22 protein-coding genes are annotated in these 22,784 nt (G+C 59.0%); 17 read left to right on the forward strand and 5 right to left on the reverse strand.

Annotation, left to right across the window (positions count from 1 at the left end; translation table 11 throughout):
- Window positions 1–17: 17 nt before the first annotated feature.
- On the forward strand, window positions 18–1,064 hold the full coding sequence (pyrC, locus tag L9059_RS14605) for a dihydroorotase (protein ID WP_247291726.1): 1,047 nt from the start codon (window positions 18–20) through the stop codon (window positions 1,062–1,064).
- On the forward strand, window positions 1,061–1,735 hold the full coding sequence (gene rnt, locus L9059_RS14610; RefSeq protein WP_045058002.1) for a ribonuclease T: 675 nt from the start codon (window positions 1,061–1,063) through the stop codon (window positions 1,733–1,735). Before pyrC ends, rnt begins: the two co-directional genes overlap by 4 nt.
- Window positions 1,736–1,949: 214 nt before the next feature.
- On the opposite strand, the gene L9059_RS14615 is transcribed toward rnt, so the two are convergent.
- Window positions 1,950–2,552, reverse strand: a complete 603-nt coding sequence (locus tag L9059_RS14615) for a peroxiredoxin (protein ID WP_017340570.1) — start codon at window positions 2,550–2,552, stop codon at window positions 1,950–1,952.
- A gap of 303 nt (window positions 2,553–2,855) precedes the next feature.
- Here L9059_RS14615 and L9059_RS14620 point away from each other — a divergent pair, with 303 nt between their 5' ends.
- Window positions 2,856–3,074, forward strand: a complete 219-nt coding sequence (locus tag L9059_RS14620; RefSeq protein WP_008057530.1) for a bacterioferritin-associated ferredoxin — start codon at window positions 2,856–2,858, stop codon at window positions 3,072–3,074.
- Window positions 3,075–3,273: 199 nt separating this feature from the next.
- The gene (bfr, locus tag L9059_RS14625) at window positions 3,274–3,747 is read left to right on the forward strand and encodes a bacterioferritin (RefSeq protein WP_045058003.1); all 474 of its coding nucleotides are present in this window, start codon (window positions 3,274–3,276) and stop codon (window positions 3,745–3,747) included.
- Window positions 3,748–4,001: 254 nt separating this feature from the next.
- Here the strand turns inward: bfr and grxD are convergent, their stop codons facing one another.
- The 3 genes from grxD to L9059_RS14640 form a co-directional block, all read right to left on the reverse strand.
- Complete coding sequence (gene grxD, locus L9059_RS14630) at window positions 4,002–4,343, reverse strand: Grx4 family monothiol glutaredoxin (RefSeq protein ID WP_247291727.1); 342 nt, start codon at window positions 4,341–4,343, stop codon at window positions 4,002–4,004.
- 97 nt (window positions 4,344–4,440) lie between these two features.
- A complete protein-coding gene (locus tag L9059_RS14635; RefSeq protein ID WP_247291728.1) occupies window positions 4,441–6,549 on the reverse strand; it encodes a molybdopterin oxidoreductase family protein in 2,109 nt (702 codons plus the stop codon).
- 134 nt (window positions 6,550–6,683) lie between these two features.
- Complete coding sequence (locus L9059_RS14640; RefSeq protein WP_247291729.1) at window positions 6,684–6,974, reverse strand: hypothetical protein; 291 nt, start codon at window positions 6,972–6,974, stop codon at window positions 6,684–6,686.
- Window positions 6,975–7,370: 396 nt separating this feature from the next.
- On the opposite strand from L9059_RS14640, the gene argF reads away from it, so the two are divergent.
- Window positions 7,371–8,291: an ornithine carbamoyltransferase gene (argF, locus tag L9059_RS14645; protein WP_247291730.1), complete on the forward strand. Its 921-nt coding sequence runs from the start codon at window positions 7,371–7,373 to the stop codon at window positions 8,289–8,291.
- Window positions 8,288–9,397 carry an ABC transporter ATP-binding protein gene (locus L9059_RS14650; protein ID WP_247291731.1) on the forward strand — a complete coding sequence of 370 codons (1,110 nt, stop codon included), beginning with the start codon at window positions 8,288–8,290 and terminating at the stop codon, window positions 9,395–9,397. Before argF ends, L9059_RS14650 begins: the two co-directional genes overlap by 4 nt.
- A 123-nt stretch (window positions 9,398–9,520) precedes the next feature.
- On the opposite strand, the gene ybaK is transcribed toward L9059_RS14650, so the two are convergent.
- Window positions 9,521–9,991, reverse strand: coding sequence for a Cys-tRNA(Pro) deacylase (ybaK, locus tag L9059_RS14655; RefSeq protein ID WP_247291732.1), 471 nt, complete (start codon window positions 9,989–9,991; stop codon window positions 9,521–9,523).
- A gap of 295 nt (window positions 9,992–10,286) precedes the next feature.
- Between ybaK and L9059_RS14660 the strand changes: the two genes are divergently transcribed.
- The 11 genes from L9059_RS14660 to L9059_RS14710 all read left to right on the forward strand — a co-directional run bounded on the left by L9059_RS14660 (window position 10,287) and on the right by L9059_RS14710 (window position 22,784).
- Complete coding sequence (locus L9059_RS14660; protein WP_247291733.1) at window positions 10,287–11,138, forward strand: MIP/aquaporin family protein; 852 nt, start codon at window positions 10,287–10,289, stop codon at window positions 11,136–11,138.
- A gap of 77 nt (window positions 11,139–11,215) precedes the next feature.
- The gene (gene glpK, locus L9059_RS14665; protein WP_247291734.1) at window positions 11,216–12,721 is read left to right on the forward strand and encodes a glycerol kinase GlpK; all 1,506 of its coding nucleotides are present in this window, start codon (window positions 11,216–11,218) and stop codon (window positions 12,719–12,721) included.
- Between the two features lie 96 nt (window positions 12,722–12,817).
- Window positions 12,818–13,573 carry a DeoR/GlpR family transcriptional regulator gene (locus L9059_RS14670; RefSeq protein ID WP_045058012.1) on the forward strand — a complete coding sequence of 252 codons (756 nt, stop codon included), beginning with the start codon at window positions 12,818–12,820 and terminating at the stop codon, window positions 13,571–13,573.
- A gap of 292 nt (window positions 13,574–13,865) precedes the next feature.
- Window positions 13,866–15,404, forward strand: a complete 1,539-nt coding sequence (glpD, locus tag L9059_RS14675) for a glycerol-3-phosphate dehydrogenase (protein WP_247291735.1) — start codon at window positions 13,866–13,868, stop codon at window positions 15,402–15,404.
- A gap of 344 nt (window positions 15,405–15,748) precedes the next feature.
- Entirely contained in the window at window positions 15,749–16,663 is a 915-nt protein-coding gene (locus tag L9059_RS14680; RefSeq protein ID WP_247291736.1) for a glutamate/aspartate ABC transporter substrate-binding protein, read from the forward strand.
- A gap of 193 nt (window positions 16,664–16,856) precedes the next feature.
- Entirely contained in the window at window positions 16,857–17,603 is a 747-nt protein-coding gene (locus L9059_RS14685; protein WP_247291737.1) for an amino acid ABC transporter permease, read from the forward strand.
- Entirely contained in the window at window positions 17,603–18,274 is a 672-nt protein-coding gene (locus tag L9059_RS14690) for an amino acid ABC transporter permease (RefSeq protein ID WP_247291791.1), read from the forward strand. Before L9059_RS14685 ends, L9059_RS14690 begins: the two co-directional genes overlap by 1 nt.
- Window positions 18,271–19,005, forward strand: a complete 735-nt coding sequence (locus tag L9059_RS14695) for an amino acid ABC transporter ATP-binding protein (protein WP_045058016.1) — start codon at window positions 18,271–18,273, stop codon at window positions 19,003–19,005. The genes L9059_RS14690 and L9059_RS14695 overlap by 4 nt, the downstream gene beginning before the upstream one ends.
- Before the next feature lie 214 nt (window positions 19,006–19,219).
- Entirely contained in the window at window positions 19,220–21,121 is a 1,902-nt protein-coding gene (gene aauS, locus L9059_RS14700; RefSeq protein ID WP_247291738.1) for a two-component sensor histidine kinase AauS, read from the forward strand.
- Window positions 21,118–22,446 (forward strand): two-component response regulator AauR, encoded by a 1,329-nt coding sequence (gene aauR, locus L9059_RS14705; RefSeq protein WP_282615474.1) that lies wholly within the window; start codon window positions 21,118–21,120, stop codon window positions 22,444–22,446. The genes aauS and aauR overlap by 4 nt, the downstream gene beginning before the upstream one ends.
- An 8-nt stretch (window positions 22,447–22,454) precedes the next feature.
- Entirely contained in the window at window positions 22,455–22,784 is a 330-nt protein-coding gene (locus tag L9059_RS14710) for a GlpM family protein (protein ID WP_247291793.1), read from the forward strand.

Here is a 22,784-nt window from a genome sequence, read left to right on the forward strand (position 1 = left end):
CCGCCTGGAATCCCCTCATGTCCGACCGCCTGACCCTGCTGCGTCCCGACGACTGGCACATTCATCTTCGCGATGGTGCCGTGTTGACCAATACCGTCGCGGATGTCGCGCGCACCTTTGGTCGCGCCATCATCATGCCCAACCTGGTACCTCCGGTGCGCAATGCGGCTGAAGCCGATGGCTATCGCCAGCGGATTCTCGCCGCACGTCCATCCGGCAATCTGTTCGAACCGCTAATGGTGCTGTACCTGACCGACCGCACCCAGCCTGAAGAAATTCGCGAGGCCAAGGCCAGCGGATTCGTGCACGCCGCCAAGCTGTACCCGGCCGGCGCCACCACCAACTCGGATTCTGGCGTCACCAGCATCGACAAAATCTTCCCGGCGATAGAGGCCATGGCCGAAGTCGGGATGCCCTTGCTGATCCACGGCGAAGTCACCCGCAGCGATGTCGACGTCTTCGATCGCGAGAAAATCTTCATCGACGAGCACATGCGTCGAGTGGTCGAGCGTTTCCCGACCCTCAAGGTGGTGTTCGAACACATCACCACCGCAGACGCCGTGCAGTTCGTCAACGAGGCCCCGGCCAACGTTGGTGCAACCATCACCGCGCATCACCTGCTCTACAACCGCAACCACATGCTGGTGGGTGGTATTCGGCCGCACTTCTACTGCCTGCCGATCCTCAAGCGTAATACGCACCAGGAAGCCCTGCTCGACGCCGCCACCAGTGGCGGCGCCAAGTTCTTCCTGGGTACCGATTCGGCGCCGCACGCCCAGCACGCAAAAGAAGCAGCGTGCGGTTGCGCAGGTTGCTACACCGCTTATGCGGCCATCGAGATGTACGCCGAGGCCTTCGAACAACGCAACGCGCTGGACAAGCTCGAAGCCTTCGCCAGCCTTAACGGCCCGAGGTTTTATGGCCTGCCGGCGAATACCGATCGCATCACCCTGGTCCGCGAGGAGTGGACCGCCCCTACCAGCCTGCCATTTGGCGAGCTGACCGTTATCCCGCTGCGCGCCGGTGAAAAACTGCGCTGGCGCCTGCTGGAGGAACACGCGTGAGTGAAGACCATTACGACGACGAACAGGAAGGTCAAGGCGGCGGTGGTTCACGCCACCCGATGGCTGCCCGCTTCCGTGGGTACCTGCCAGTCGTTGTCGACGTTGAAACCGGTGGTTTCAACTCTGCCACTGACGCCCTGCTGGAAATCGCCGCCACCACGATTGCCATGGACGAAAAAGGCTTCGTATATCCCGATCACACCTACTTCTTCCGTGTAGAGCCTTTTGAAGGGGCGAACATTGAAGCGGCAGCACTGGAGTTCACCGGGATCAAGCTCGATCACCCGCTACGCATGGCGGTGAGCGAAGAAGCTGCGCTGACTGATATTTTCCGTGGCATCCGCAAGGCCCTGAAAGCCAACGGTTGCAAGCGCGCGATCCTGGTCGGCCACAACAGCAGCTTCGACCTGGGCTTCCTCAACGCAGCCGTTGCGCGTCTGGACATGAAACGTAACCCGTTTCATCCGTTCTCCAGCTTCGACACCGCGACCCTCGCTGGTCTCGCCTACGGCCAAACGGTATTGGCCAAGGCTTGCCAGGCCGCCGACATCGATTTCGATGGTCGTGAGGCGCACTCGGCTCGTTACGACACCGAGAAAACCGCTGAGCTGTTCTGCGGCATCGTCAATCGCTGGAAACAGATGGGTGGCTGGGAAGACTTCAACGACTGATACAACCTGTGTGTGTGTGTGTGTGTGGCGAGGGAGCTTGCTCCCGCTGGGTCGCGAAGCGGCCCCGCTCCTGAGCTTTAAGGAAAGGACTGCTGCGCAGTCCAGCGGGAGCAAGCTCCCTCGCCACAGCTCACTGTGCAGTGGACAGCATCGGTTTATCCCACCCATAAAAAAACCGGCCGCAATGGCCGGTTTTTTGTGCCTCGAATGCGCCTTACAGGGCAGCAGCATTCTCGGTCAGGTAAGCAGCAACGCCTTCAGTCGAAGCCGTCATGCCCTTGTCGCCTTTCTTCCAGTTGGCAGGGCAGACTTCGCCGTGCTCTTCGTGGAATTGCAGAGCGTCGACCAGACGGATCAGTTCTTCCATGTTACGACCCAGCGGCAGGTCGTTGATGATCTGCGAACGGACAACACCTTTGTCGTCGATCAGGAACGCGCCACGGAAAGCCACGCCGCCTTCGGACTCAACGTCGTAGGCCTTGGCGATTTCGTGCTTCATGTCGGCAGCCATGGTGTAGCGAACCTGGCCGATACCGCCATTGTTCACCGGGGTGTTGCGCCATGCGTTGTGAGTGAAGTGCGAGTCGATCGACACCGCGATCACTTCTACGTTACGTGCCTTGAAGTCGGACATGCGGTTGTCCAGAGCGATCAGCTCGGACGGGCAAACGAAGGTGAAGTCCAGTGGGTAGAAGAACACCAGGCCGTATTTGCCTTTGATGGCCGACGACAGGGTGAAGCTGTCTACGATTTCGCCATTGCCGAGTACGGCCGGTACGGTGAAGTCAGGGGCTTGTTTGCCTACGAGTACGCTCATTGATATCTCCTGGTGTAAAAACGTGAAGTTCCGGGTCGGTGCCAGCCTGCCACCTTCAGGCGACAGCCCTGTGACACGAACCCGCTTCATAAGGACCGGCCATCATACACTGGGTTTTTAACCTGTCCCCAACGGATTTCCCTGAGCACCGGCAAAATATGCCCTGGGGATATTGCCCGTTGCGAACCGTTCGTCAGTACCAAGCCCGTAAAATGAGATGCTTTCAGAAACTACTTTGACAATCATTCTCGTTAACATTAAGATCCATCGCAATTGAGTCACAACCAGCGACGGTTCTCACTTATGTATGTCTGCCTCTGCACTGGCGTCACCGACGGTCAAATCCGCGATGCAATCTATGAAGGTTGCTGCAGCTACAAGGAAGTCCGTCAGGCTACCGGCGTTGCCAGCCAATGCGGTAAATGCGCCTGCCTTGCCAAGGAAGTGGTGCGTGAAACCCTGACCAAGCTGCAAACCGCCCAGGCGGCGATCCCCTTCCCGGTAGAATTTACTGCCGCGTAAATACCCTATTTCAAACAACCGGACTTCAAGTCCGGTTTTTTTATGCCTGAAAATCAATTGCTTAGACGCTAGACGCGGAACACAAACATTCTTATTCCGATTAATTTTCATTTAACTTTCAACAACTTAGGTTTGACACTCTTAGTTGTGCAGCTCAAACTCGCCCTTATAGACAGTTAATATAGGGCAGGACCCCATCATGAAAGGCGACATTACAGTCATCCAGCATCTCAACAAGATCCTTGCCAATGAGCTGGTCGCGATCAATCAGTATTTTCTGCATGCGCGCATGTACGAAGATTGGGGCCTGAACAAGCTTGGCAAGCACGAGTACAAAGAATCCATCGACGAGATGAAGCACGCCGACAAGCTGATCAAGCGCATCCTGTTCCTTGAAGGCCTGCCGAACGTCCAGGATCTGGGCAAACTGCAGATCGGCGAGCACACCCGGGAAATGCTTGAGTGCGACCTGCGCATCGAACGCACCGGGCATGCGGATCTCAAGGTGGCAATCGCTCATTGCGAAACCGTTGCCGACTTCGGCAGCCGCGAACTGCTTGAAGATATTCTTGAATCTGAAGAAGAACATATCGACTGGCTGGAAACGCAGTTGGGCCTGATCGACAAGATTGGCCTTGAGAATTATCTGCAGTCGCAAATGGGCGAAGAATAATTCGGCGCCTGCTGAACACGAAACGTTAAAAAGCCCCGCTCTCTTTCCAGAGGCGGGGCTTTTTTGTTACCGAACACTGGTCTTGCCTGCGCCGGCAGAACTGCGCAAACAAACTGTAGGAGCGAGCTTGCTCGCGAGAAACGCTCAGACAACGCGTAAACCCAGGCAGCACGGGTTATCGTTATCCTCCATCGCGAGCAAGCTCGCTCCTACAACGTACAGCGGCATCAGCGTTGACGCCATCTCCAGACCAATCAGGCTTCGGTCTTGGTCGCAGCAGCCGCTTCGACAGCAGCCTTGATCGTGGTCTGCAACGAACCGTCAGTAGCCATCTCGGTCATGATGTCGCTACCGCCGACCAGTTCACCACCGACCCACAGTTGGGGGAACGTTGGCCAGTTGGCGTATTTTGGCAGGTTAGCGCGAATTTCCGGGTTCTGCAGGATGTCCACGTAGGCGAACTTTTCACCACACGCCATCACAGCCTGCGCAGCTTTTGCGGAGAAGCCACACTGGGGGGCATTCGGCGAGCCTTTCATGTAAAGCAGAATGGTGTTGTTAGCAATCTGCTCTTTAATCGTTTCGATGATATCCATGGAGCACCTCGGCTGAACTTTCCGACTCAAGGGTCGGCACGGTGGCGCATTGTAACGGAAACCTGAGCGCCATGCTCGGTCTCCCCGACAGACACGATCAAGCCGCCGCCACCGTCACCGGCACGCCGTTCAATGCCGCGTTACCTGAAAGTTCGTCGAGCTGACATTCATCGGTCAGGTCATTGGCGCTGGAGCCAGGCTGGCCACTGGCGATTGTCATCTGTACGCCAGGGCGCGCATGGCCCCAACCGTGAGGCAGGCTGACCACGCCTAGCATCATGTCCAGGCTTGCAGACACCTCGACTTCAATCACCCCCACTCGCGAACTCACGCGCACGCGCTGCCCATCAATCAGCCCGCGCTTGCTCAGGTCTTCAGGGTGCATCAGCAACTGATGGCGCGGCTTGCCTTTCACCAACCGGTGATAGTTGTGCATCCAGGAGTTGTTGCTGCGCACATGGCGGCGGCCAATCATCAGCAGCTCGTCGGCGGCCGGCGCCTGCAGAGCGGCGAAACGCACCAGGTCAGCGAGGATCACGGCTGGCGCCGCCTGAATTCGCTGGTTGGCGGTTTTCAGGCGCGGCGCCAGGTTGGGTTTCAACGCCCCCAGGTCGACACCATGGGGATGATCGAACAAGGTGGCCAAGGACAATTTGTGCTCAGAAGCGTCGCCATAGGCGCCCATGCGTAAACCGCGGTCGATCATCTGCGCGGGCGCGATCGTCGGCTTGAGCTCCTTGCCGGCCCTGGCGGCAAAGGCCTGGGCCAGGCCCACGAAGATCTCCCAATCGTGCAGCGCGCCTTCGGGCTTGGCAAGAATGGCCCGGTTGAAGCGGCTGACGTTGCGCACCGCAAACAGGTTGAACGTGGTGTCGTAGTGATCGTTTTCCAGGGCCGAGGTCGACGGCAGGATCAGGTCGGCATAACGTGTGGTCTCGTTGATATACAGGTCGACACTGACCATGAACTCCAGGCCGTCCAGCGCCTGCTCAAGCTGACGGCCGTTAGGCGTGGACAACACCGGATTGCCCGCCACCGTAATCAGCGCCCGCACCTGCCCTTCGCCCTCGGTGAGCATTTCTTCGGCCAGCGCCGATACCGGCAGCTCCCCGGCGTACTCTGGACGGCCGGACACGCGGCTCTGCCACAAGTTGAAATGCCCACCGGAAGTCGACGCCACCAGGTCCACTGCGGGCTCGGTGCACAACGCCCCACCCACCCGATCAAGGTTGCCGGTGACCAGGTTAATCAACTGCACCAGCCAATGGCACAGTGTGCCGAACGCCTGCGTCGACACCCCCATGCGCCCGTAGCAAACAGCCGTTGGCGCGCCTGCGAAGTCCCGTGCCAGTTGGCGGATGGATTCGGCCGGCACCGCGCACAGCGGGCTCATGGTTTCGGCCGTGAAAGGTGCAACCGCCGCACGCACTTCGTCCAGGCCATCCACCGGCAAGTGACTGCCCTGGGCCAGGCCTTCAGCGAACAAGGTGTTGAGCAAGCCGAACAGCAGCGCCGCATCGCCCCCGGGACGCACGAAAAGATGCTGGTCGGCAATCGCCGCCGTTTCACTGCGCCGCGGATCGACCACCACCACTTTGCCGCCTCGGGCCTGAATCGCCTTCAAGCGTTTTTCCACGTCCGGCACCGTCATGATGCTGCCGTTGGAGGCCAGGGGGTTCGCGCCGAGGATCAGCATGAAGTCGGTGTGATCGATATCCGGAATCGGCAACAGCAAACCGTGGCCGTACATCAGGTGGCTGGTCAGGTGATGGGGAAGCTGGTCGACCGAGGTCGCGGAAAAACGGTTGCGGGTTTTCAGCAGGCCGAGGAAGTAGTTGCTGTGGGTCATCAACCCGTAGTTATGCACACTGGGGTTGCCCTGATAGACCGCCACCGAGTTCTGTCCGTGACGCTCCTGAATCACCGCCAGGCGCTCGGCCACCAGACTGAACGCCGCATCCCACTCGATCGGCTGCCATTCGCTGCCCACTCTCAGCATCGGCCGATGCAGGCGGTCCGGATCATTCTGGATATCCTGCAACGCCACCGCCTTTGGGCAGATGTGGCCGCGACTGAACGTATCCTGAGCATCGCCTTTGATCGAGGTGATCTGCACGTCCATGCCTTCGACTTCAGTGGTCTCGATGGTCAGGCCGCAGATGGCCTCGCACAGGTGGCACGCACGGTGGTGGAGAGTCTTGGTCATGGCCAGTCTCTGTCTTGTTCTGGGCGGGCAATAGCGACCGCGGGAACAAAACTATGGCGCCTGCCCCGCCTCTGCGCCAGCGACGTTCGTTTTGTGAATCGGCCGCCATCAGGTCAGCCGATGCACCCTGGGGCTCAGTTCGACGGGAGCTTGGGCGGCAGTTGCAGCTGGATTTCCTGCACGGTTTCAATCTGCTCATGGGCAACATGCACGCCGGTGAGCTCGCCTATCAGGCGCCAGTGTTCGTCCAGGCCGCTGCTGATGGTGGCCATGCGGTCGATCATGCGTCGGCCGGCGGCCTTGGTGACCTCGTCATTGCTGCGCAGCAGTTCAAAGGACATTGAAGTCATGGACGCAGTGAGGTGAGTGAGGGAGCGGGCCGTGAGGCCAAGCAGTTCCATGAGTTGCTTTTCTTTCGATTCCATTCCGAAGGGCTTCCTGCGTCGTTCGTGGCATAGTTATAACCCAGCACTTTGTATTATCAAATCTTTCGGAGCACAAACAGGCGTCTTATTGCAGCTGGATGAAAGGTCGAAAATCGACCAGGCCCTCCCGGTTTGATTGCAAAGCCCCGGGGCCGCAGTGTACAAATGGTTCGCTGCTGTCAGGAAACAGGCTTCAAAAGCGCTACTGCGGTTATCCCGTAGCCCCTCCGAATCCCCTAAACACCGTAGCCCTATTGGTAAGACGCGACATTTAATTATAAGATCGCGCCTTCCCCTATTTCGTCGCCCCGTGCGGCTTACGCCGCAGGTCTCGCCCGTTTTTCAGTTAAACAAGGCTTTGAGTATCTGCGGTCTGTTGCAAAAAGGTAGTCAATGATGAGCGCAAGGCACTTTCTCTCCCTGATGGATTGCACGCCCGAAGAGCTGGTCAGCGTGATCCGTCGAGGCGTTGAGCTCAAGGACCTGCGTAACCGCGGCGTACTGTTCGAGCCTCTGAAAAACCGCGTACTCGGGATGATTTTCGAGAAGTCCTCGACGCGCACCCGTATCTCGTTCGAAGCCGGCATGATCCAGCTTGGCGGGCAGGCGATCTTCCTGTCGCCGCGCGACACCCAACTGGGCCGCGGCGAACCGATCAGTGACTGTGCGATCGTCATGTCGAGCATGCTCGATGCGGTCATGATCCGCACCTTCGCCCACAGCACCCTGACCGAATTCGCCGCCAACTCCCGCGTGCCGGTCATCAATGGCCTGTCCGATGACCTGCACCCGTGCCAGTTGCTGGCCGACATGCAAACCTTCCTCGAACACCGCGGCTCGATCCAGGGCAAGACCGTGGCCTGGATCGGCGACGGTAACAATATGTGCAACAGCTATATAGAAGCGGCGATCCAGTTCGACTTCCAGCTGCGCATTGCCTGTCCGGAAAGCTACGAGCCCAACCCTGAGTTCGTGGCCAAGGCCGGCGATCGAGTGACCATCGTCCGCGATCCGCAAGACGCCGTACGCGGCGCGCACCTGGTAAGCACCGACGTCTGGACCTCTATGGGCCAGGAAGAAGAAACCGCCAAGCGCCTCAAGCTGTTCGCCCCTTTCCAGGTCAACCGGGCGCTGCTCGATCTGGCCGCTGAGGATGTGCTGTTCATGCACTGCCTGCCGGCCCACCGTGGTGAGGAAATCAGCCTCGACCTGCTTGATGACAAGCGCTCCGTCGCCTGGGATCAGGCAGAAAACCGTCTTCACGCACAGAAGGCCCTGCTCGAATTTCTCGTCGAACCGGCGTACCACCACGCATGAGCCAGCCATTACTGCTAAACCTGCGCAACCTCGCCTGCGGCTATCAAGACCAGCGAGTCGTGCAGAACCTCAACCTGCATTTGAATGCCGGTGACATTGGCTGTCTGCTGGGCTCTTCGGGCTGCGGCAAGACCACCACCCTGCGCGCCATCGCCGGCTTCGAACCGGTGCACGAAGGGGAAATAACCCTGGCTGGCGAGACGATCTCCAGCGCCGGGTTCACCCTTGCGCCGGAGAAACGCCGGATCGGCATGGTGTTCCAGGATTACGCGCTGTTTCCGCATCTGAGCGTCGCCGAGAACATCGCTTTCGGCATTCGCAAGCATCCGCAAAAGGACCGAGTGACCGAAGAGCTGCTGGAATTGGTCAACCTGAAAAACCTCGGCAAACGTTTCCCGCACGAGCTTTCCGGTGGTCAGCAGCAGCGTGTCGCGCTGGCCCGCGCCCTGGCGCCGGAGCCGCAATTGCTGCTGCTCGATGAACCGTTTTCCAACCTTGACGGCGAGTTGCGACGCAAGCTCAGCCACGAGGTGCGCGACATTCTCAAGGCCCGTGGCACCAGCGCGATTCTGGTGACCCACGACCAGGAAGAAGCCTTCGCTGTAAGCGATCATGTCGGGGTGTTCAAAGAGGGGCGCCTGGAGCAGTGGGATACGCCCTACAATCTGTATCACGAACCGCTGACGCCTTATGTCGCGAGCTTCATCGGCCAGGGTTATTTCATCCGCGGCAGGATGGACAGTCCTGAGTCGGTGCAGACCGAGCTGGGAGAGCTGCGCGGCAACCGGGCTTATACCTGGCCAGTGGGGGGCGCGGTGGATGTGCTATTGCGTCCGGACGATATCGTTTATGCACCGGACAGTAGCTTGAAAGCGCGGATTGTTGGCAAGTCGTTCCAGGGGGCATCGACCTTGTATCGCCTGCAGTTGTCGACTGGCGCGCAGCTGGAGTCGATTTTCCCCAGCCATGCTGATCATCTGGTCGGTACCGAGGTTGGCATTCGTGTCGCGGCGGAACACTTGGTGTTATTCCAGGCATCCGGCAGCACGGCGGCGCAGATTCCGGCAACGGAGACCGGCGTGCGCCGGTACAGCACAGCTAGCTGAGCCCTTTAAGTACATCTCAATACTGTAGGAGCGAGCTCGCTCGCGATGCACTTGAGTACACCGCGGGTTGCCAGACTTCCCGCGTCATCGTTGGCGACCATCGCGAGCGAGCTCCCACAGGGATCAGGCGCGCCCTATATCGGCGAACGTGCCCTGGGTGTGTTCGGCCAACACCGCCGGCGTCAACTCCACCTCCAGCCCCCTGCGCCCCGCACTGACAAAGATGCTGGCAAAGGGCTGAGCTGAATTATCAATAAAAGTGCGCAAGCGCTTCTTCTGTCCCAGCGGACTGATCCCCCCCAGCAAATACCCGGTTGAGCGCTGCGCCGCAGCCGGATCCGCCATCTCCACTTTCTTCACCCCCGCAGCCTGGGCCAAACCCTTCAGGTCAAGACTTCCGACGACCGGCACCACGGCCACCAACAGTTCGCCTTTTTCACTGGCCGCCAGCAAGGTCTTGAACACCTGTGCCGGATCGAGGCCGAGCTTCTCTGCGGCCTCCAAACCATAAGAAGCGGCCTTGGGATCATGTTCGTAACTGTGCACACGATGTTCGGCTCGAACTTTTTTCAACAAATCCAATGCGGGGGTCATAACAGCTCCAGACTGAGCAGCAGCAGAAAAATCCTCTGACGAATTCTAGGCCATTGCCCCCTAAAAGGCTCTATTGCGCCACTGTTTCATAGGGGTTGTGCAGCTTTTTACCACTCGTCCGCATTCAACCCTAGCGGTGAACAATAGGATCATTCACATGACTAATAGTTAAAATGTGACTGACGGTTCACTTTCGACCTTTGACAGCAGTGTTTCTTGTCTATATTTTTTCGAATACGAATACTGTACGAATAGTCCTTCGCCACACCCAGACAAAAACAACAACGAGGTTTCAATGACAACTGCTTTACAACAACCGCCGCTCTCGAGCCAATGCATGGCCGAATTTCTGGGCACTGCCCTGCTTATCTTTTTCGGCACCGGTTCCGTAGCTGCGCTTAAGGTCGCGGGTGCCAGCTTCGGTTTGTGGGAAATCAGCATCATCTGGGGTGTAGGCGTGAGCATGGCGATCTACATGACCGCCGGAGTTTCCGGGGCTCACCTCAATCCTGCCGTCAGCATCGCGCTGTGCATTTTTACCGACTTCGAAAAGCGCAAACTGCCCTTTTACATCCTCGCCCAGGTAGCCGGCGCCTTCTGTGGCGCTTTGTTGGTTTACACGCTCTACAGCAACCTGTTCTTCGATTACGAACAGACACACCATATGGTTCGCGGCACTCAAGCGAGCCTGGAACTGGCCTCGGTCTTCTCGACCTTCCCGCATCCGGCCCTGTCCACGGCCCAGGCGTTTCTGGTTGAAGTGATCATCACCGCCATCCTGATGGGCGTGATCATGTCCTTGACCGACGACAACAATGGCTTGCCCAAAGGCCCGTTGGCGCCACTGCTGATCGGCTTGCTGATCGCGGTGATCGGCAGCTCGATGGGCCCCCTCACCGGTTTTGCGATGAATCCGGCCCGAGACTTCGGTCCCAAACTGATGACTTTTTTCACCGGCTGGGGTGAAATTTCGCTCACCGGAGGGCGTGACATCCCCTATTTCCTGATTCCGATATTTGCACCGATTGTCGGTGCGTGCCTCGGCGCTGCTGCTTATCGCGGGCTGATTGCCCGTCATCTGCCCAGTGCCGTGTCCGAGACAACGGATGCATCACCGGCCATTGACGGCAAACCGCGCACTTCTTGATACCGTAGGCGCGTGATCCTGCCAATCTGGTCTCGCGCCTGAACTCACTCCCTTATTTTCGTCCCAAGGCAATCGACATGACCGACATTCAGAATAAGAACTACATCATTGCCCTTGATCAGGGTACGACCAGCTCGCGCGCGATCATTTTCGACCGTGATGCGAACGTGGTGTGCACCGCCCAGCGCGAATTCGTGCAGCATTACCCGCAAGCCGGTTGGGTCGAACATGACCCCATGGAAATCTTCGCCACCCAGAGCGCCGTGATGGTCGAGGCGCTGGCGCAAGCCGGCCTGCATCATGACCAGGTCGCCGCCATCGGCATTACCAACCAGCGCGAAACCACGGTGGTCTGGGACAAGACCACTGGCCGGCCGATCTACAACGCAATCGTCTGGCAATGCCGCCGCAGCACCGAGATCTGCCAGCAGCTCAAGCGCGACGGCCACGAGCAATACATCAGCGACACCACCGGCCTGGTCACCGACCCTTACTTCTCCGGCACCAAGCTCAAGTGGATCCTCGACAACGTCGAAGGCAGCCGCGAGCGTGCGCGCAATGGTGAATTGCTATTCGGTACTGTCGACAGCTGGCTGATCTGGAAATTTACCGGCGGCAAAGTGCACGTCACCGACTACACCAACGCCTCGCGCACCATGCTTTTCAACATCCACACCCTGGAGTGGGATGCGAAAATGCTGGAGGTGCTGGATATTCCGCGCGAGATGCTGCCGCAAGTTAAGTCATCTTCCGAAATCTATGGCCACACCAAAAGCGGCATCGCCATTGGTGGCATCGCCGGTGACCAGCAGGCGGCCCTGTTCGGCCAGATGTGCGTCGAGCCCGGCCAGGCGAAAAACACCTACGGCACCGGCTGCTTCCTGCTGATGAATACCGGCGACAAGGCGGTGAAATCCAAGCACGGCATGCTGACCACCGTCGCCTGTGGCCCGCGCGGCGAAGTCGCTTACGCCCTGGAAGGCGCCGTGTTCAACGGCGGCTCGACTGTTCAATGGCTGCGTGACGAACTGAAAATCATCAATGACGCCCACGACACCGAATACTTCGCCAACAAGGTCAAGGACAGCAATGGCGTGTACTTGGTCCCGGCCTTCACCGGCCTGGGCGCTCCGTATTGGGACCCGTATGCCCGTGGCGCGTTGTTCGGCCTGACCCGTGGCGTGCGCGTGGATCACATAATCCGTGCCGCGCTGGAGTCGATTGCCTACCAGACCCGCGACGTTCTGGACGCCATGCAACAGGATTCCGGCGAACGCCTCAAAGCCCTGCGAGTAGACGGCGGCGCGGTAGCGAACAATTTCCTGATGCAGTTCCAGGCCGACATCCTCGGCACTCAGGTCGAGCGTCCGCAAATGCGCGAAACCACGGCGCTCGGTGCTGCGTACCTGGCAGGCCTGGCATGCGGGTTCTGGGGCAGCCTCGATGAGCTGCGCGGCAAGGCGGTAATCGAGCGTGAATTCGAGCCGACCTTGGACGAAGCGGCCAAGGAAAAACTCTACGCTGGCTGGAAAAAAGCCGTGAGCCGCACCCGCGATTGGGAACCCCACGAAGGCGATGAATAAACCAGGCCAGGTACTCCGTATCGGCATGTAACTGGTCGGGAGCAGATTCCTGCGGCATCATGGGCAAATTTTGCCCGGCAGCCCAAAGGAAGCCCCATGAATCTGCCTCCCCGTCAGCAGCAAATCCTCGAACTGGTCCGCGAACGCGGCTACGTGAGTATCGAGGAAATGGCTACGCTGTTCGTCGTCACACCGCAGACTATCCGCCGCGACATCAATCAGCTCGCGGAGGCCAACTTATTGCGCCGCTACCATGGTGGTGCAGCCTACGACTCCAGCGTCGAAAACACCGCCTACGCCATGCGCGCCGACCAGATGCGCGATGAAAAACAGCGTATCGGCGAAGCCATTGCCGCACAGATCCCCGATCACGCCTCGCTGTTTATCAACATCGGTACCACCACCGAATCGATTGCCAGGGCCCTGCTCAATCACAGCCACCTGAAGATCATCACCAACAACCTGCACGTGGCCTCGATGCTCAGCGCCAAGGACGATTTCGACGTGCTGCTGACCGGTGGCAACGTTCGGCGAGACGGGGGCGTGGTTGGCCAGGCCAGCGTCGACTTCATCAATCAGTTCAAGGTCGACTTTGCCTTGGTCGGGATCAGCGGCATTGATGAAGATGGCAGCCTGCTGGATTTTGATTACCAGGAAGTGCGGGTGTCCCAGGCGATCATTGCCAATGCGCGGCAGGTAATACTTGCAGCGGACTCCAGCAAATTCGGGCGTAATGCCATGATTCGCCTGGGGCCGATCAGCCTGATCGATTGCCTGGTGACGGATCAGCCGCCAGTGCCGGCGTTGGCGCAATTGCTGAGTCAGCACAAGATTCGACTCGAAGTCGTTTAACCCCTTCATCTTCATCGGCTGTACCGACGCCATCGCGGGCAAGCCCACTCCCACAGGTCATGCACAAATCCTGTGGGAGCGGGCTTGCCCGCGCTGACGATCGCCCATGCAACACACCTCTTGCGACTTAATCGCGCGCTTAAATGTTCGTAAATTTTCCTTTCCCAGCCCTTCGATCAGTATTTTCAATCGAAGTTGACTGGCTGTGCGCGTCTTTATGGGCTACCATTTTCGCAAATGAACATTAATGTTCGAATTCAAATATAGATAATTAAAAGCCCGAGGCCAGCCGATGCCCACTTCTACCTTGCCTACGCCCCCACTCTCCGAGGTCTACGATGTTGCCGTCATCGGTGGCGGCATCAATGGCGTGGGGATCGCAGCGGATGCGGCCGGTCGCGGCCTGTCTGTGTTCCTTTGCGAAAAGGACGACCTGGCCAGCCACACCTCCTCGGCCAGCAGCAAGCTGATCCACGGCGGCTTGCGCTATCTCGAACATTACGAATTCCGCTTGGTACGCGAAGCCCTGGCCGAACGCGAAGTGCTGCTGGCCAAGGCGCCGCACATCGTCAAGCAGATGCGCTTTGTACTACCCCACCGCCCGCACCTGCGTCCGGCGTGGATGATCCGAGCGGGCCTGTTCCTTTATGACAACCTCGGCAAACGGGAAAAACTGGCAGGCTCAAAAAGCCTGAAGTTTGGTCCCGACAGCCCGCTGAAAAGCGAAATCACCAAAGGCTTCGAATATTCCGATTGCTGGGTCGACGATGCTCGCCTGGTGGTGCTGAATGCCATGGCCGCTCGCGAGAAAGGCGCCCACGTTCACACCCAGACCCGCTGCGTCAGCGCGCGTCGCACCAAAGGCCTGTGGCATCTGCACCTGGAACGCACCGACGGCAGTCTGTTTTCGATTCGCGCCAAGGCACTGGTGAATGCTGCCGGGCCATGGGTCGCAAAGTTCATTCGTGACGACTTGAAGATGGAGTCGCCCTACGGCATCCGCCTGATCCAGGGCAGTCACCTGATCGTGCCGAAACTGTATGAAGGCGAACATGCGCACATTCTGCAAAACGAAGACCAGCGTATCGTGTTCACCATTCCGTACCTGAACCATTTCACCCTGATCGGGACCACCGACCGGGAGTACACCGGCGATCCGGCTGCGGTGGCGATTACCGAAGGCGAGACAGACTACCTGCTCAAAGTGGTCAACGCGCACTTCAAGAAGCAGGTCGGCCGCGACGACATCCTGCACAGCTACTCGGGCGTGCGCCCGTTGTGCAATGACGAATCCGACAACCCGTCGGCAGTCACCCGCGATTACACCCTGGCGTTATCTGGCAGCGGCGAAGAAGCGCCATTGCTGTCGGTGTTCGGCGGCAAGCTGACCACCTATCGCAAACTGGCCGAGTCGGCCCTGGCGCAACTGACCCCGTATTTCACGCACATAAAGCCAAGCTGGACCGCCCATGCAACTCTGCCCGGTGGCGAAGACATGAGCACCCCGCAGGCGCTGTGCACCTTGATCCGCGACAAGTTTGACTGGGTTCCCACCGAGATCGCCCGCCGCTGGGCCACCACCTACGGCAGCCGCACCTGGCGCATGCTCGAAGGCGTGCACGACCTGAACGACCTCGGCGAACACATTGGCGGGGGGCTCTACACCCGCGAAGTGGACTACCTGTGCAGCGAAGAATGGGCAACCACCGCGCACGACATCCTGTGGCGCCGCAGCAAGCTGGGGTTGTTCACGACGCCGGCGGAGCAGCAGAAGCTGGCGGACTATCTGAGCAAGGTCGAGCAGAACCGCAGCAAGATTGAAGCGGCCTGATCGCAATTTGGATTTAACAAAAGCCCCTGGATCGAAAGATCCAGGGGCTTTTTGCATTCTGCCATGCACCACAGTAAATCCCTGCACCTCATTCGGTTTTCCGAACGAGACCTGTCGGTCTATTCGGTTAACCGGATCATTGCGCTCCAGAAAATTCGCAATAAATAATTAATATCCTTATAAATCAATAGTTTGATCTATTTAACCTGGCCTGGCACGAGTCATGCTCTACACTCTTGGACGAATGCCTGTTGTGCCGCTATACCATTCGCCGTCAGGCATTCGAAGCACAAAAAAGGCCGATGAACTGGCTCCATAAAAAAAACAATGTCGAGGAAAATTTGATGCGTATCGTTCCCCACCTCCTGGGCGCAGCCATTGCTGCTGCTCTGATTAGCACTCCAGTTTTCGCCGCCGAACTCACCGGCACACTGAAGAAGATCAAAGAGTCCGGCACCATCACCCTTGGGCATCGTGACGCTTCCATTCCGTTTTCCTACATCGCGGACGCTTCCGGCAAACCGATCGGCTACTCCCACGACGTCCAGATGAAAGTCGTCGAAGCGCTGAAAAAAGACCTGGACCTCCCGGACCTGAAGGTCAAGTACAACCTGGTGACCTCGCAAACCCGTATCCCATTGGTGCAGAACGGCACTGTCGACCTCGAGTGCGGCTCCACCACCAACAACGTAGAGCGCCAGCAGCAAGTTGACTTCTCCGTTGGCATCTTCGAAATCGGTACTCGTCTTCTCTCCAAGAAAGACTCCAAGTACAAAGACTTCGGCGACCTCAAGGGCAAGAACGTCGTGACCACCGCAGGCACAACGTCCGAGCGCCTGATCAAGTCGATGAACGCTGACAAGCAGATGGGCATGAACATCATCTCCGCCAAAGACCACGGCGAATCCTTCCAGATGCTGGAATCGGGCCGTGCCGTTGCGTTCATGATGGACGATGCGCTGCTGGCCGGTGAAGCAGCCAAGGCGAAGAAGGCAACTGACTGGGAAGTCACCGGTACTCCACAGTCCTACGAAATCTACGGCTGCATGGTCCGCAAGGGCGACGAGCCGTTCAAGAAGGCTGTAGACGATGCCATCGTGGCGACTTACAAGTCGGGCGAGATCAACAAGATCTACGAAAAATGGTTCATGCAGCCAATCCCGCCAAAAAACCTGAACTTGAACTTCCCTATGAGCAACGAACTCAAGGCCCTGATCGCCAATCCGACCGATAAAGCGGCTGACGACAAGAAATCCTGATTTCTGACTAACCTTACCTCCTGACGGGCCCAAAACCCTTCAGGAGGTTGTCACTCCCTGCTGGCATTTTCTGGAAACACTCGAACCGGTGGTTGTCGAGCCGCTCGTGTGTGCCTGACTATCATGGTCAGGGCGGGAACGGAGCTTCCCCAAGCGGGCACTTGTACATCGATCGATCTGAGGGGAGACCCGAATGAATTACAACTGGGACTGGAGCGTGTTCTTCAAGTCCACCGGTGTGGGCAGCGAGATCTATCTCGACTGGTACATCACCGGCCTGGGCTGGACCATTGCCATCGCCATCGTGGCGTGGATCATTGCCCTGACACTGGGCTCGATCCTGGGTGTCATGCGCACCGTACCAAACCGCTTCGTATCGGGCATCGCCACCTGCTACGTCGAACTCTTCCGTAATGTGCCGCTTTTGGTGCAGCTGTTCATCTGGTACTTCCTGGTGCCCGACCTGCTGCCGCAGAACCTGCAGGACTGGTACAAGCAGGATCTCAACCCGACCACTTCGGCCTTTCTGAGCGTCGTCGTGTGCCTGGGCCTGTTCACCACTGCTCGCGTTTGCGAACAGGTGCGTACCGGCATCCAGGCGTTGCCCCGTGGCCAGGAAGCCGCTGCCCGCGCCATGGGCTTCAAGCTGCCGCAGATCTACTGGAACGTGCTGCTGCCCCAGGCTTACCGGATCATCATTCCACCGCTCACCTCGGAATTTCTCAACGTCTTCAAGAACACCTCCGTTGCCTCGCTGATCGGCCTGATGGAGTTGCTCGCGCAGACCAAGCAGACCGCCGAGTTCTCCGCCAACCTGTTCGAAGCCTTCACCCTGGCGACGCTGATCTACTTCACCCTGAACATGAGCCTGATGTTGCTGATGCGCCTGGTCGAGAAGAAAGTTGCCGTGCCGGGCCTGATCTCCGTAGGGGGTAAATGATGGAATTGGACTTCTCGGGCATCATCCCGTCCCTGCCGGGCTTGTGGAACGGCATGGTCATGACCCTGCAACTGATGGCGCTGGGCGTCATCGGCGGGATCATTCTGGGCACCCTCCTCGCGCTGATGCGTCTGTCCCACAGCAAACTGCTGTCGAACATTGCCGGCGCCTACGTTAACTACTTCCGTTCGATCCCGCTGCTGCTGGTCATCACCTGGTTCTACCTGGCGGTGCCATTCGTGCTGCGCTGGATCACCGGCGAAGACACCCCGATCGGCGCGTTCGCCTCGTGCATCGTGGCATTCATGATGTTTGAAGCGGCGTACTTCTGCGAAATCGTCCGGGCCGGCGTGCAGTCGATTCCCAAGGGACAAATGGGCGCGGCCCAGGCCCTGGGCATGACGTACGCTCAGATGATGCGGTTGATCATCCTGCCCCAGGCGTTCCGCAAGATGACCCCGCTGCTGCTGCAACAGAGCATCATTCTGTTTCAGGACACCTCGCTGGTCTACGCCGTCGGCCTGGTGGATTTCCTCAATGCTTCGCGCGCCAGTGGCGACATCATCGGCCGCTCCAATGAGTTCCTGATCTTCGCAGGTCTCGTGTACTTCACAATCAGCTTTGCCGCCTCGCTGCTGGTCAAGCGTCTGCAAAAAAGGTTTGCCGTATGATCTCTATCAAGAATGTCAACAAGTGGTATGGCGACTTCCAGGTACTGACTGACTGCAGCACCGAGGTCAAGAAAGGCGAAGTGATCGTGGTGTGCGGGCCTTCCGGCTCCGGCAAATCCACCCTGATCAAATGCGTAAACGCCCTGGAACCGTTCCAGAAAGGTGACGTGGTAGTCGATGGCACGTCCATCGCCGATCCGAAGACTAACCTGCCAAAACTGCGTTCGCGCGTTGGCATGGTGTTCCAGCATTTCGAACTGTTCCCGCACCTGACCATCACCGAAAACCTGACCATCGCGCAGATCAAGGTGCTGGGCCGCAGCAAGGAAGAAGCCACGAAGAAGGGCCTGCAACTGCTTGAGCGGGTCGGCTTGTCTGCCCACGCGCACAAGCACCCGGGGCAGCTTTCCGGTGGACAGCAACAGCGCGTGGCGATTGCCCGCGCGCTGGCGATGGACCCGATCGTCATGCTGTTCGACGAACCGACCTCGGCGCTGGATCCAGAAATGGTCAACGAAGTGCTCGACGTGATGGTGCAACTGGCCCACGAAGGCATGACCATGATGTGCGTGACCCACGAAATGGGTTTTGCCCGCAAAGTGGCGGATCGGGTGATCTTCATGGACGCGGGGAAAATTATCGAAGACTGCAAGAAAGAGGAGTTCTTCGGCGACATCAGCCACCGTGCCGAGCGTACACAGCACTTCCTCAACAAGATTCTGCAGCACTAAGAAGCACTGCGAACTCTGTGGCGAGGGAGCTTGCTCCCGCTGGGTCGCGCAGCGGCCCCAAAACCTGCAAATGCCTGCCGTCTGACACACCGCATTGGTCGGTTTTACGGCTGCTTCGCAGCCGTGCGGGAGCAAGCTCCCTCGCCACAGGTCCGCGTTCGACTGGTAACCAGAGTAAGCCTGTTGCCACACTGGTTGACCCAAGGCATCTGTGATGAAATGCGACCCCACTCTCTATCGCGCCGCGCCGCCATCACTCGCCGTGAAACCCCGTCTGATTCGCCATCTGTTCCTGCCGCCGCTGGTCATCGCCCTGATGATCGGACTGGGTTACCTCGGCTTCTGGGTCAGTGAACATTTCGGCATCCGCAGCCTCAGCGATAACGGCCAGCGTCAGCTGGAACTGCATGCCCGTGCCGTCGAGAGCGAGATCAGCAAGTACACCTACCTGCCCAGCCTGCTGGAACTCGAATCCAGTGTGTCAAAGCTGCTGGACGACCCATCACCGGAACACCGGCAAACTGTCAATGAATACCTTGAAGGCCTGAACCGGCGCAGCCGCAGCCGGGCCATCTATGTCATGGACACCACTGGCCGCGTCGTGGCCTCCAGCAACTGGCGCGATGTCGACAGTTATTTGGGCGAAGACCTCTCCTTCCGCGCCTATTTCCAGCACGCGGTGCGGGGCCAGCCGGGGCGCTTCTATGGAATTGGCAGCACCAGCGGCGAACCCGGTTATTACCTGGCCCACGGCCTCGAAGAGCAGGGCAAGGTCATCGGCGTCGCCGTGGTCAAGGTGCGGCTCGAAGCCATGGAAGAACGCTGGCAGCGCGCACGCCTGGAAGCCTTCGTCAGTGATGAGAACGGCATTATCATCCTGTCCAGTGACCCGGCACGGCGGCTCAAGTCTGTCATCCCGCTAAGCGACGAAACCAAGGAAAAGCTCGCCCGCAGCCTGCAGTACTACTGGTTTCCATTGAATGAGTTGCAACCCTTGGCGCGGGAAAAGCTGGCCGAGGGTGAGGAAAAACTGACCTTCCCCGCCAACAGCGAGGTGGAGTCCGACCAGGAGGACATCAGTTACCTGTCACAAACCCGCCCGCTCAGCGACACGCCGTGGAATTTCACCCTGCTCACGCCCCTGCAGGACTTGCGCCGCGAAGCGATCAACCAGGGGATCCTGGTGGCGGTCGCGTTTGCACTCGTGGCGTTCCTGCTGATCGCCTGGAATGAACGGCGTAAAGTCATCGCCACCCGCCTCGCCGCCCGGGAGGCACTGCAGGAAGCGAACAATCAACTCGAACGTCGGATTACCGAACGCACCAGCGACCTGCGTGCCAGCAATGAAAGACTCAAGGGCCAGATCCGCGAAAGACGCCAGGCTGAAGAAACCTTGCGCCGCGCCCAGGATGAACTGGTGCAGGCGGGCAAACTGGCCGCCATCGGCCAGATGTCCACCAGCATCGCCCACGAACTGAACCAGCCGCTCGCGGCGCTGCGGACCTTGTCCGGCAATACCGTGCGCTTCCTTGAGCGCGGCCAACTTGACGTCGCCAGTACCAACCTCAAGACCATCAATGAGCTGATCGATCGCATGGGTAGGATCACTGCCAGCCTGCGCTCTTTTGCCCGTCGTGGTGACGACAAGGGCCAGGCCAGCCTCGGCAAGGCGGTGGACGCAGCATTGCAACTGCTCGGCGCCCGGTTGGAAAGCGCGCACCTGCAATTGCACCGCGAGTTCACCGATGTCCAGGTACAGATCGACCAAACGCGCCTTGAGCAGATTCTGGTCAACCTGATCGGCAATGCCCTGGATGCCATGCAGGCCCAGCCACTGCCGCAGTTGTGGCTCGAAGGTCAGTTGCACGATGGCAAGTATCACCTGAGAGTGCGTGACAACGGCCACGGCATAGACGCCGAGGCGCGCAAACATCTATTCGAACCCTTCTTCACCACCAAACCCGGCGAACACGGCCTGGGCCTCGGCCTGACTCTATCCGCCAGCCTGGCCGCCGCCACCGGCGGGCACCTGGGTGTCGAACACCCGGCCAACGGTGGTACCTCCTTCGTCCTCAGTTTACCGCTGGTAAGCCCCCTTCACGCCGAGCCAATATGAACCACGAACTTAGTGTGCTGATCGTCGAAGACGACCCTCATGTGCTGCTGGGCTGCCAGCAGGCGCTGACCCTGGAAGACATTCCCTGCGAAGGCGTGGGCAGCGCCGAGGAAGCGCTGGAGCGGGTCGGCGATAACTTTGCCGGAATTGTCATAAGCGACATTCGCCTGCCAGGCATCGACGGCCTGGAACTGCTGACCCGACTCAAGGCCCGTGATCGCAGCCTGCCGGTGGTGTTAATTACCGGTCATGGCGACATTTCCATGGCCGTCGGCGCCATGCAAAAAGGCGCCTATGACTTCATGGAGAAACCCTTCTCTCCGGAGCGCCTGGTCGACGTCGCCCGTCGCGCGCTGGAGCAACGCAGCCTTGCGCGGGAAGTCTCCTCGCTACGACGCCAACTGGCCGAACGTGACTCTCTGGAAGGCCGAATCATCGGCCGCTCGCCTGCCATGCAGAATCTGCGGGAATTGATCGCCAACGTTGCCGACACCTCTGCCAACGTGCTGATCGAAGGTGAGACTGGCACCGGCAAAGAGCTGGTCGCGCGCTGCCTGCACGATTTCAGTCGGCGCCACGCCAGGCAGTTTGTCGCGTTGAACTGCGGCGGTCTGCCGGAGAATCTGTTCGAAAGCGAGATCTTCGGTCACGAAGCCAATGCCTTTACCGGAGCGGGCAAACGACGGATCGGCAAGATCGAACACGCCGACGGCGGCACGCTGTTCCTTGATGAAGTGGAAAGCATGCCGTTGCCTCTGCAAATCAAACTGCTGCGGGTACTGCAGGAACGTACCCTGGAACGCCTCGGTTCGAACCAGAGCGTGGCGGTGGACTGCCGGGTCATCGCAGCGACCAAATCCGATCTGGACGAATCGAGCAAAGCCGGTGAGTTCCGCAGCGACCTGTATTACCGCCTCAATGTGGTCACCCTGGAACTGCCGCCGCTGCGAGAACGCCGCGAGGACATCCTGCAGCTGTTCGAGCACTTCCTGCAGCAATCATCCCTGCGCTTCGACCGTGCGGTGCCGGACCTGGACAACCAGACCCTGTCGAACCTGATGAGCCATGACTGGCCGGGGAATGTGCGCGAATTGCGCAACGTCGCCGAGCGCTTCGCCCTCGGCCTGCCTGCCTTCAAGAAATCCGGCGCCAGCGGCAGCAATCAGGGCCTGGCGTTCGCCGAAGCGGTCGAGGCCTTCGAGCGCAATTTGCTGGTGGATGCCTTGCAGCGCAGCGGCGGCAATCTGACCCAGGCGAGCCAGGAGCTGGGCATGGCCAAGACCACGCTGTTCGACAAAGTGAAGAAGTACGGGTTGAGCCACTGATGGATCTGATTCTCAAGGCGGGCCTGGGCGCGGCGGTGGTGCTGATCCTCGCCGCGCTGGCCAGGACCAAAAACTATTACATCGCCGGGTTGGTACCGCTGTTCCCGACCTTTGCCCTGATCGCGCATTACATCGTCGGCAAAGGCCGCTCGCTGGATGATCTGAAAACCACCATCGTGTTTGGCATGTGGTCGATCATCCCCTACTTCATCTACCTGGCCACGTTGTACGTGATGGTGGACAAGATGCGGCTGGAGGCTTCACTGGCGGTGGCAGCGGTGGCCTGGCTGATTGCGGCCACCGTGTTGGTCAGCGTGTGGGTGCGCTTTCAAACCTGA

Origin of the sequence: Pseudomonas violetae, from assembly GCF_023072615.1 — a bacterium.
GTDB lineage: Bacteria > Pseudomonadota > Gammaproteobacteria > Pseudomonadales > Pseudomonadaceae > Aquipseudomonas > Aquipseudomonas violetae.

Excerpts from the sequence above, each read along its gene's own strand:
- L9059_RS14640 (WP_247291729.1), bottom strand. The coding sequence starts at position 6,974 with ATGGAATCGAAAGAAAAGCAACTCATGGAACTGCTTGGCCTCACGGCC.
- pyrC (WP_247291726.1), top strand. The coding sequence starts at position 18 with ATGTCCGACCGCCTGACCCTGCTGCGTCCCGACGACTGGCACATTCAT.
- L9059_RS14695 (WP_045058016.1), top strand. The coding sequence starts at position 18,271 with ATGATCTCTATCAAGAATGTCAACAAGTGGTATGGCGACTTCCAGGTA.
- L9059_RS14620 (WP_008057530.1), top strand. The coding sequence starts at position 2,856 with ATGTATGTCTGCCTCTGCACTGGCGTCACCGACGGTCAAATCCGCGAT.
- bfr (WP_045058003.1), top strand. The coding sequence starts at position 3,274 with ATGAAAGGCGACATTACAGTCATCCAGCATCTCAACAAGATCCTTGCC.
- grxD (WP_247291727.1), bottom strand. The coding sequence starts at position 4,343 with ATGGATATCATCGAAACGATTAAAGAGCAGATTGCTAACAACACCATT.
- L9059_RS14670 (WP_045058012.1), top strand. The coding sequence starts at position 12,818 with ATGAATCTGCCTCCCCGTCAGCAGCAAATCCTCGAACTGGTCCGCGAA.
- L9059_RS14650 (WP_247291731.1), top strand. The coding sequence starts at position 8,288 with ATGAGCCAGCCATTACTGCTAAACCTGCGCAACCTCGCCTGCGGCTAT.
- L9059_RS14660 (WP_247291733.1), top strand. The coding sequence starts at position 10,287 with ATGACAACTGCTTTACAACAACCGCCGCTCTCGAGCCAATGCATGGCC.
- ybaK (WP_247291732.1), bottom strand. The coding sequence starts at position 9,991 with ATGACCCCCGCATTGGATTTGTTGAAAAAAGTTCGAGCCGAACATCGT.
- argF (WP_247291730.1), top strand. The coding sequence starts at position 7,371 with ATGAGCGCAAGGCACTTTCTCTCCCTGATGGATTGCACGCCCGAAGAG.
- glpK (WP_247291734.1), top strand. The coding sequence starts at position 11,216 with ATGACCGACATTCAGAATAAGAACTACATCATTGCCCTTGATCAGGGT.
- L9059_RS14685 (WP_247291737.1), top strand. The coding sequence starts at position 16,857 with ATGAATTACAACTGGGACTGGAGCGTGTTCTTCAAGTCCACCGGTGTG.
- L9059_RS14690 (WP_247291791.1), top strand. The coding sequence starts at position 17,603 with ATGGAATTGGACTTCTCGGGCATCATCCCGTCCCTGCCGGGCTTGTGG.
- aauR (WP_282615474.1), top strand. The coding sequence starts at position 21,118 with ATGAACCACGAACTTAGTGTGCTGATCGTCGAAGACGACCCTCATGTG.
- L9059_RS14615 (WP_017340570.1), bottom strand. The coding sequence starts at position 2,552 with ATGAGCGTACTCGTAGGCAAACAAGCCCCTGACTTCACCGTACCGGCC.
- L9059_RS14680 (WP_247291736.1), top strand. The coding sequence starts at position 15,749 with ATGCGTATCGTTCCCCACCTCCTGGGCGCAGCCATTGCTGCTGCTCTG.
- glpD (WP_247291735.1), top strand. The coding sequence starts at position 13,866 with ATGCCCACTTCTACCTTGCCTACGCCCCCACTCTCCGAGGTCTACGAT.
- L9059_RS14635 (WP_247291728.1), bottom strand. The coding sequence starts at position 6,549 with ATGACCAAGACTCTCCACCACCGTGCGTGCCACCTGTGCGAGGCCATC.
- aauS (WP_247291738.1), top strand. The coding sequence starts at position 19,220 with ATGAAATGCGACCCCACTCTCTATCGCGCCGCGCCGCCATCACTCGCC.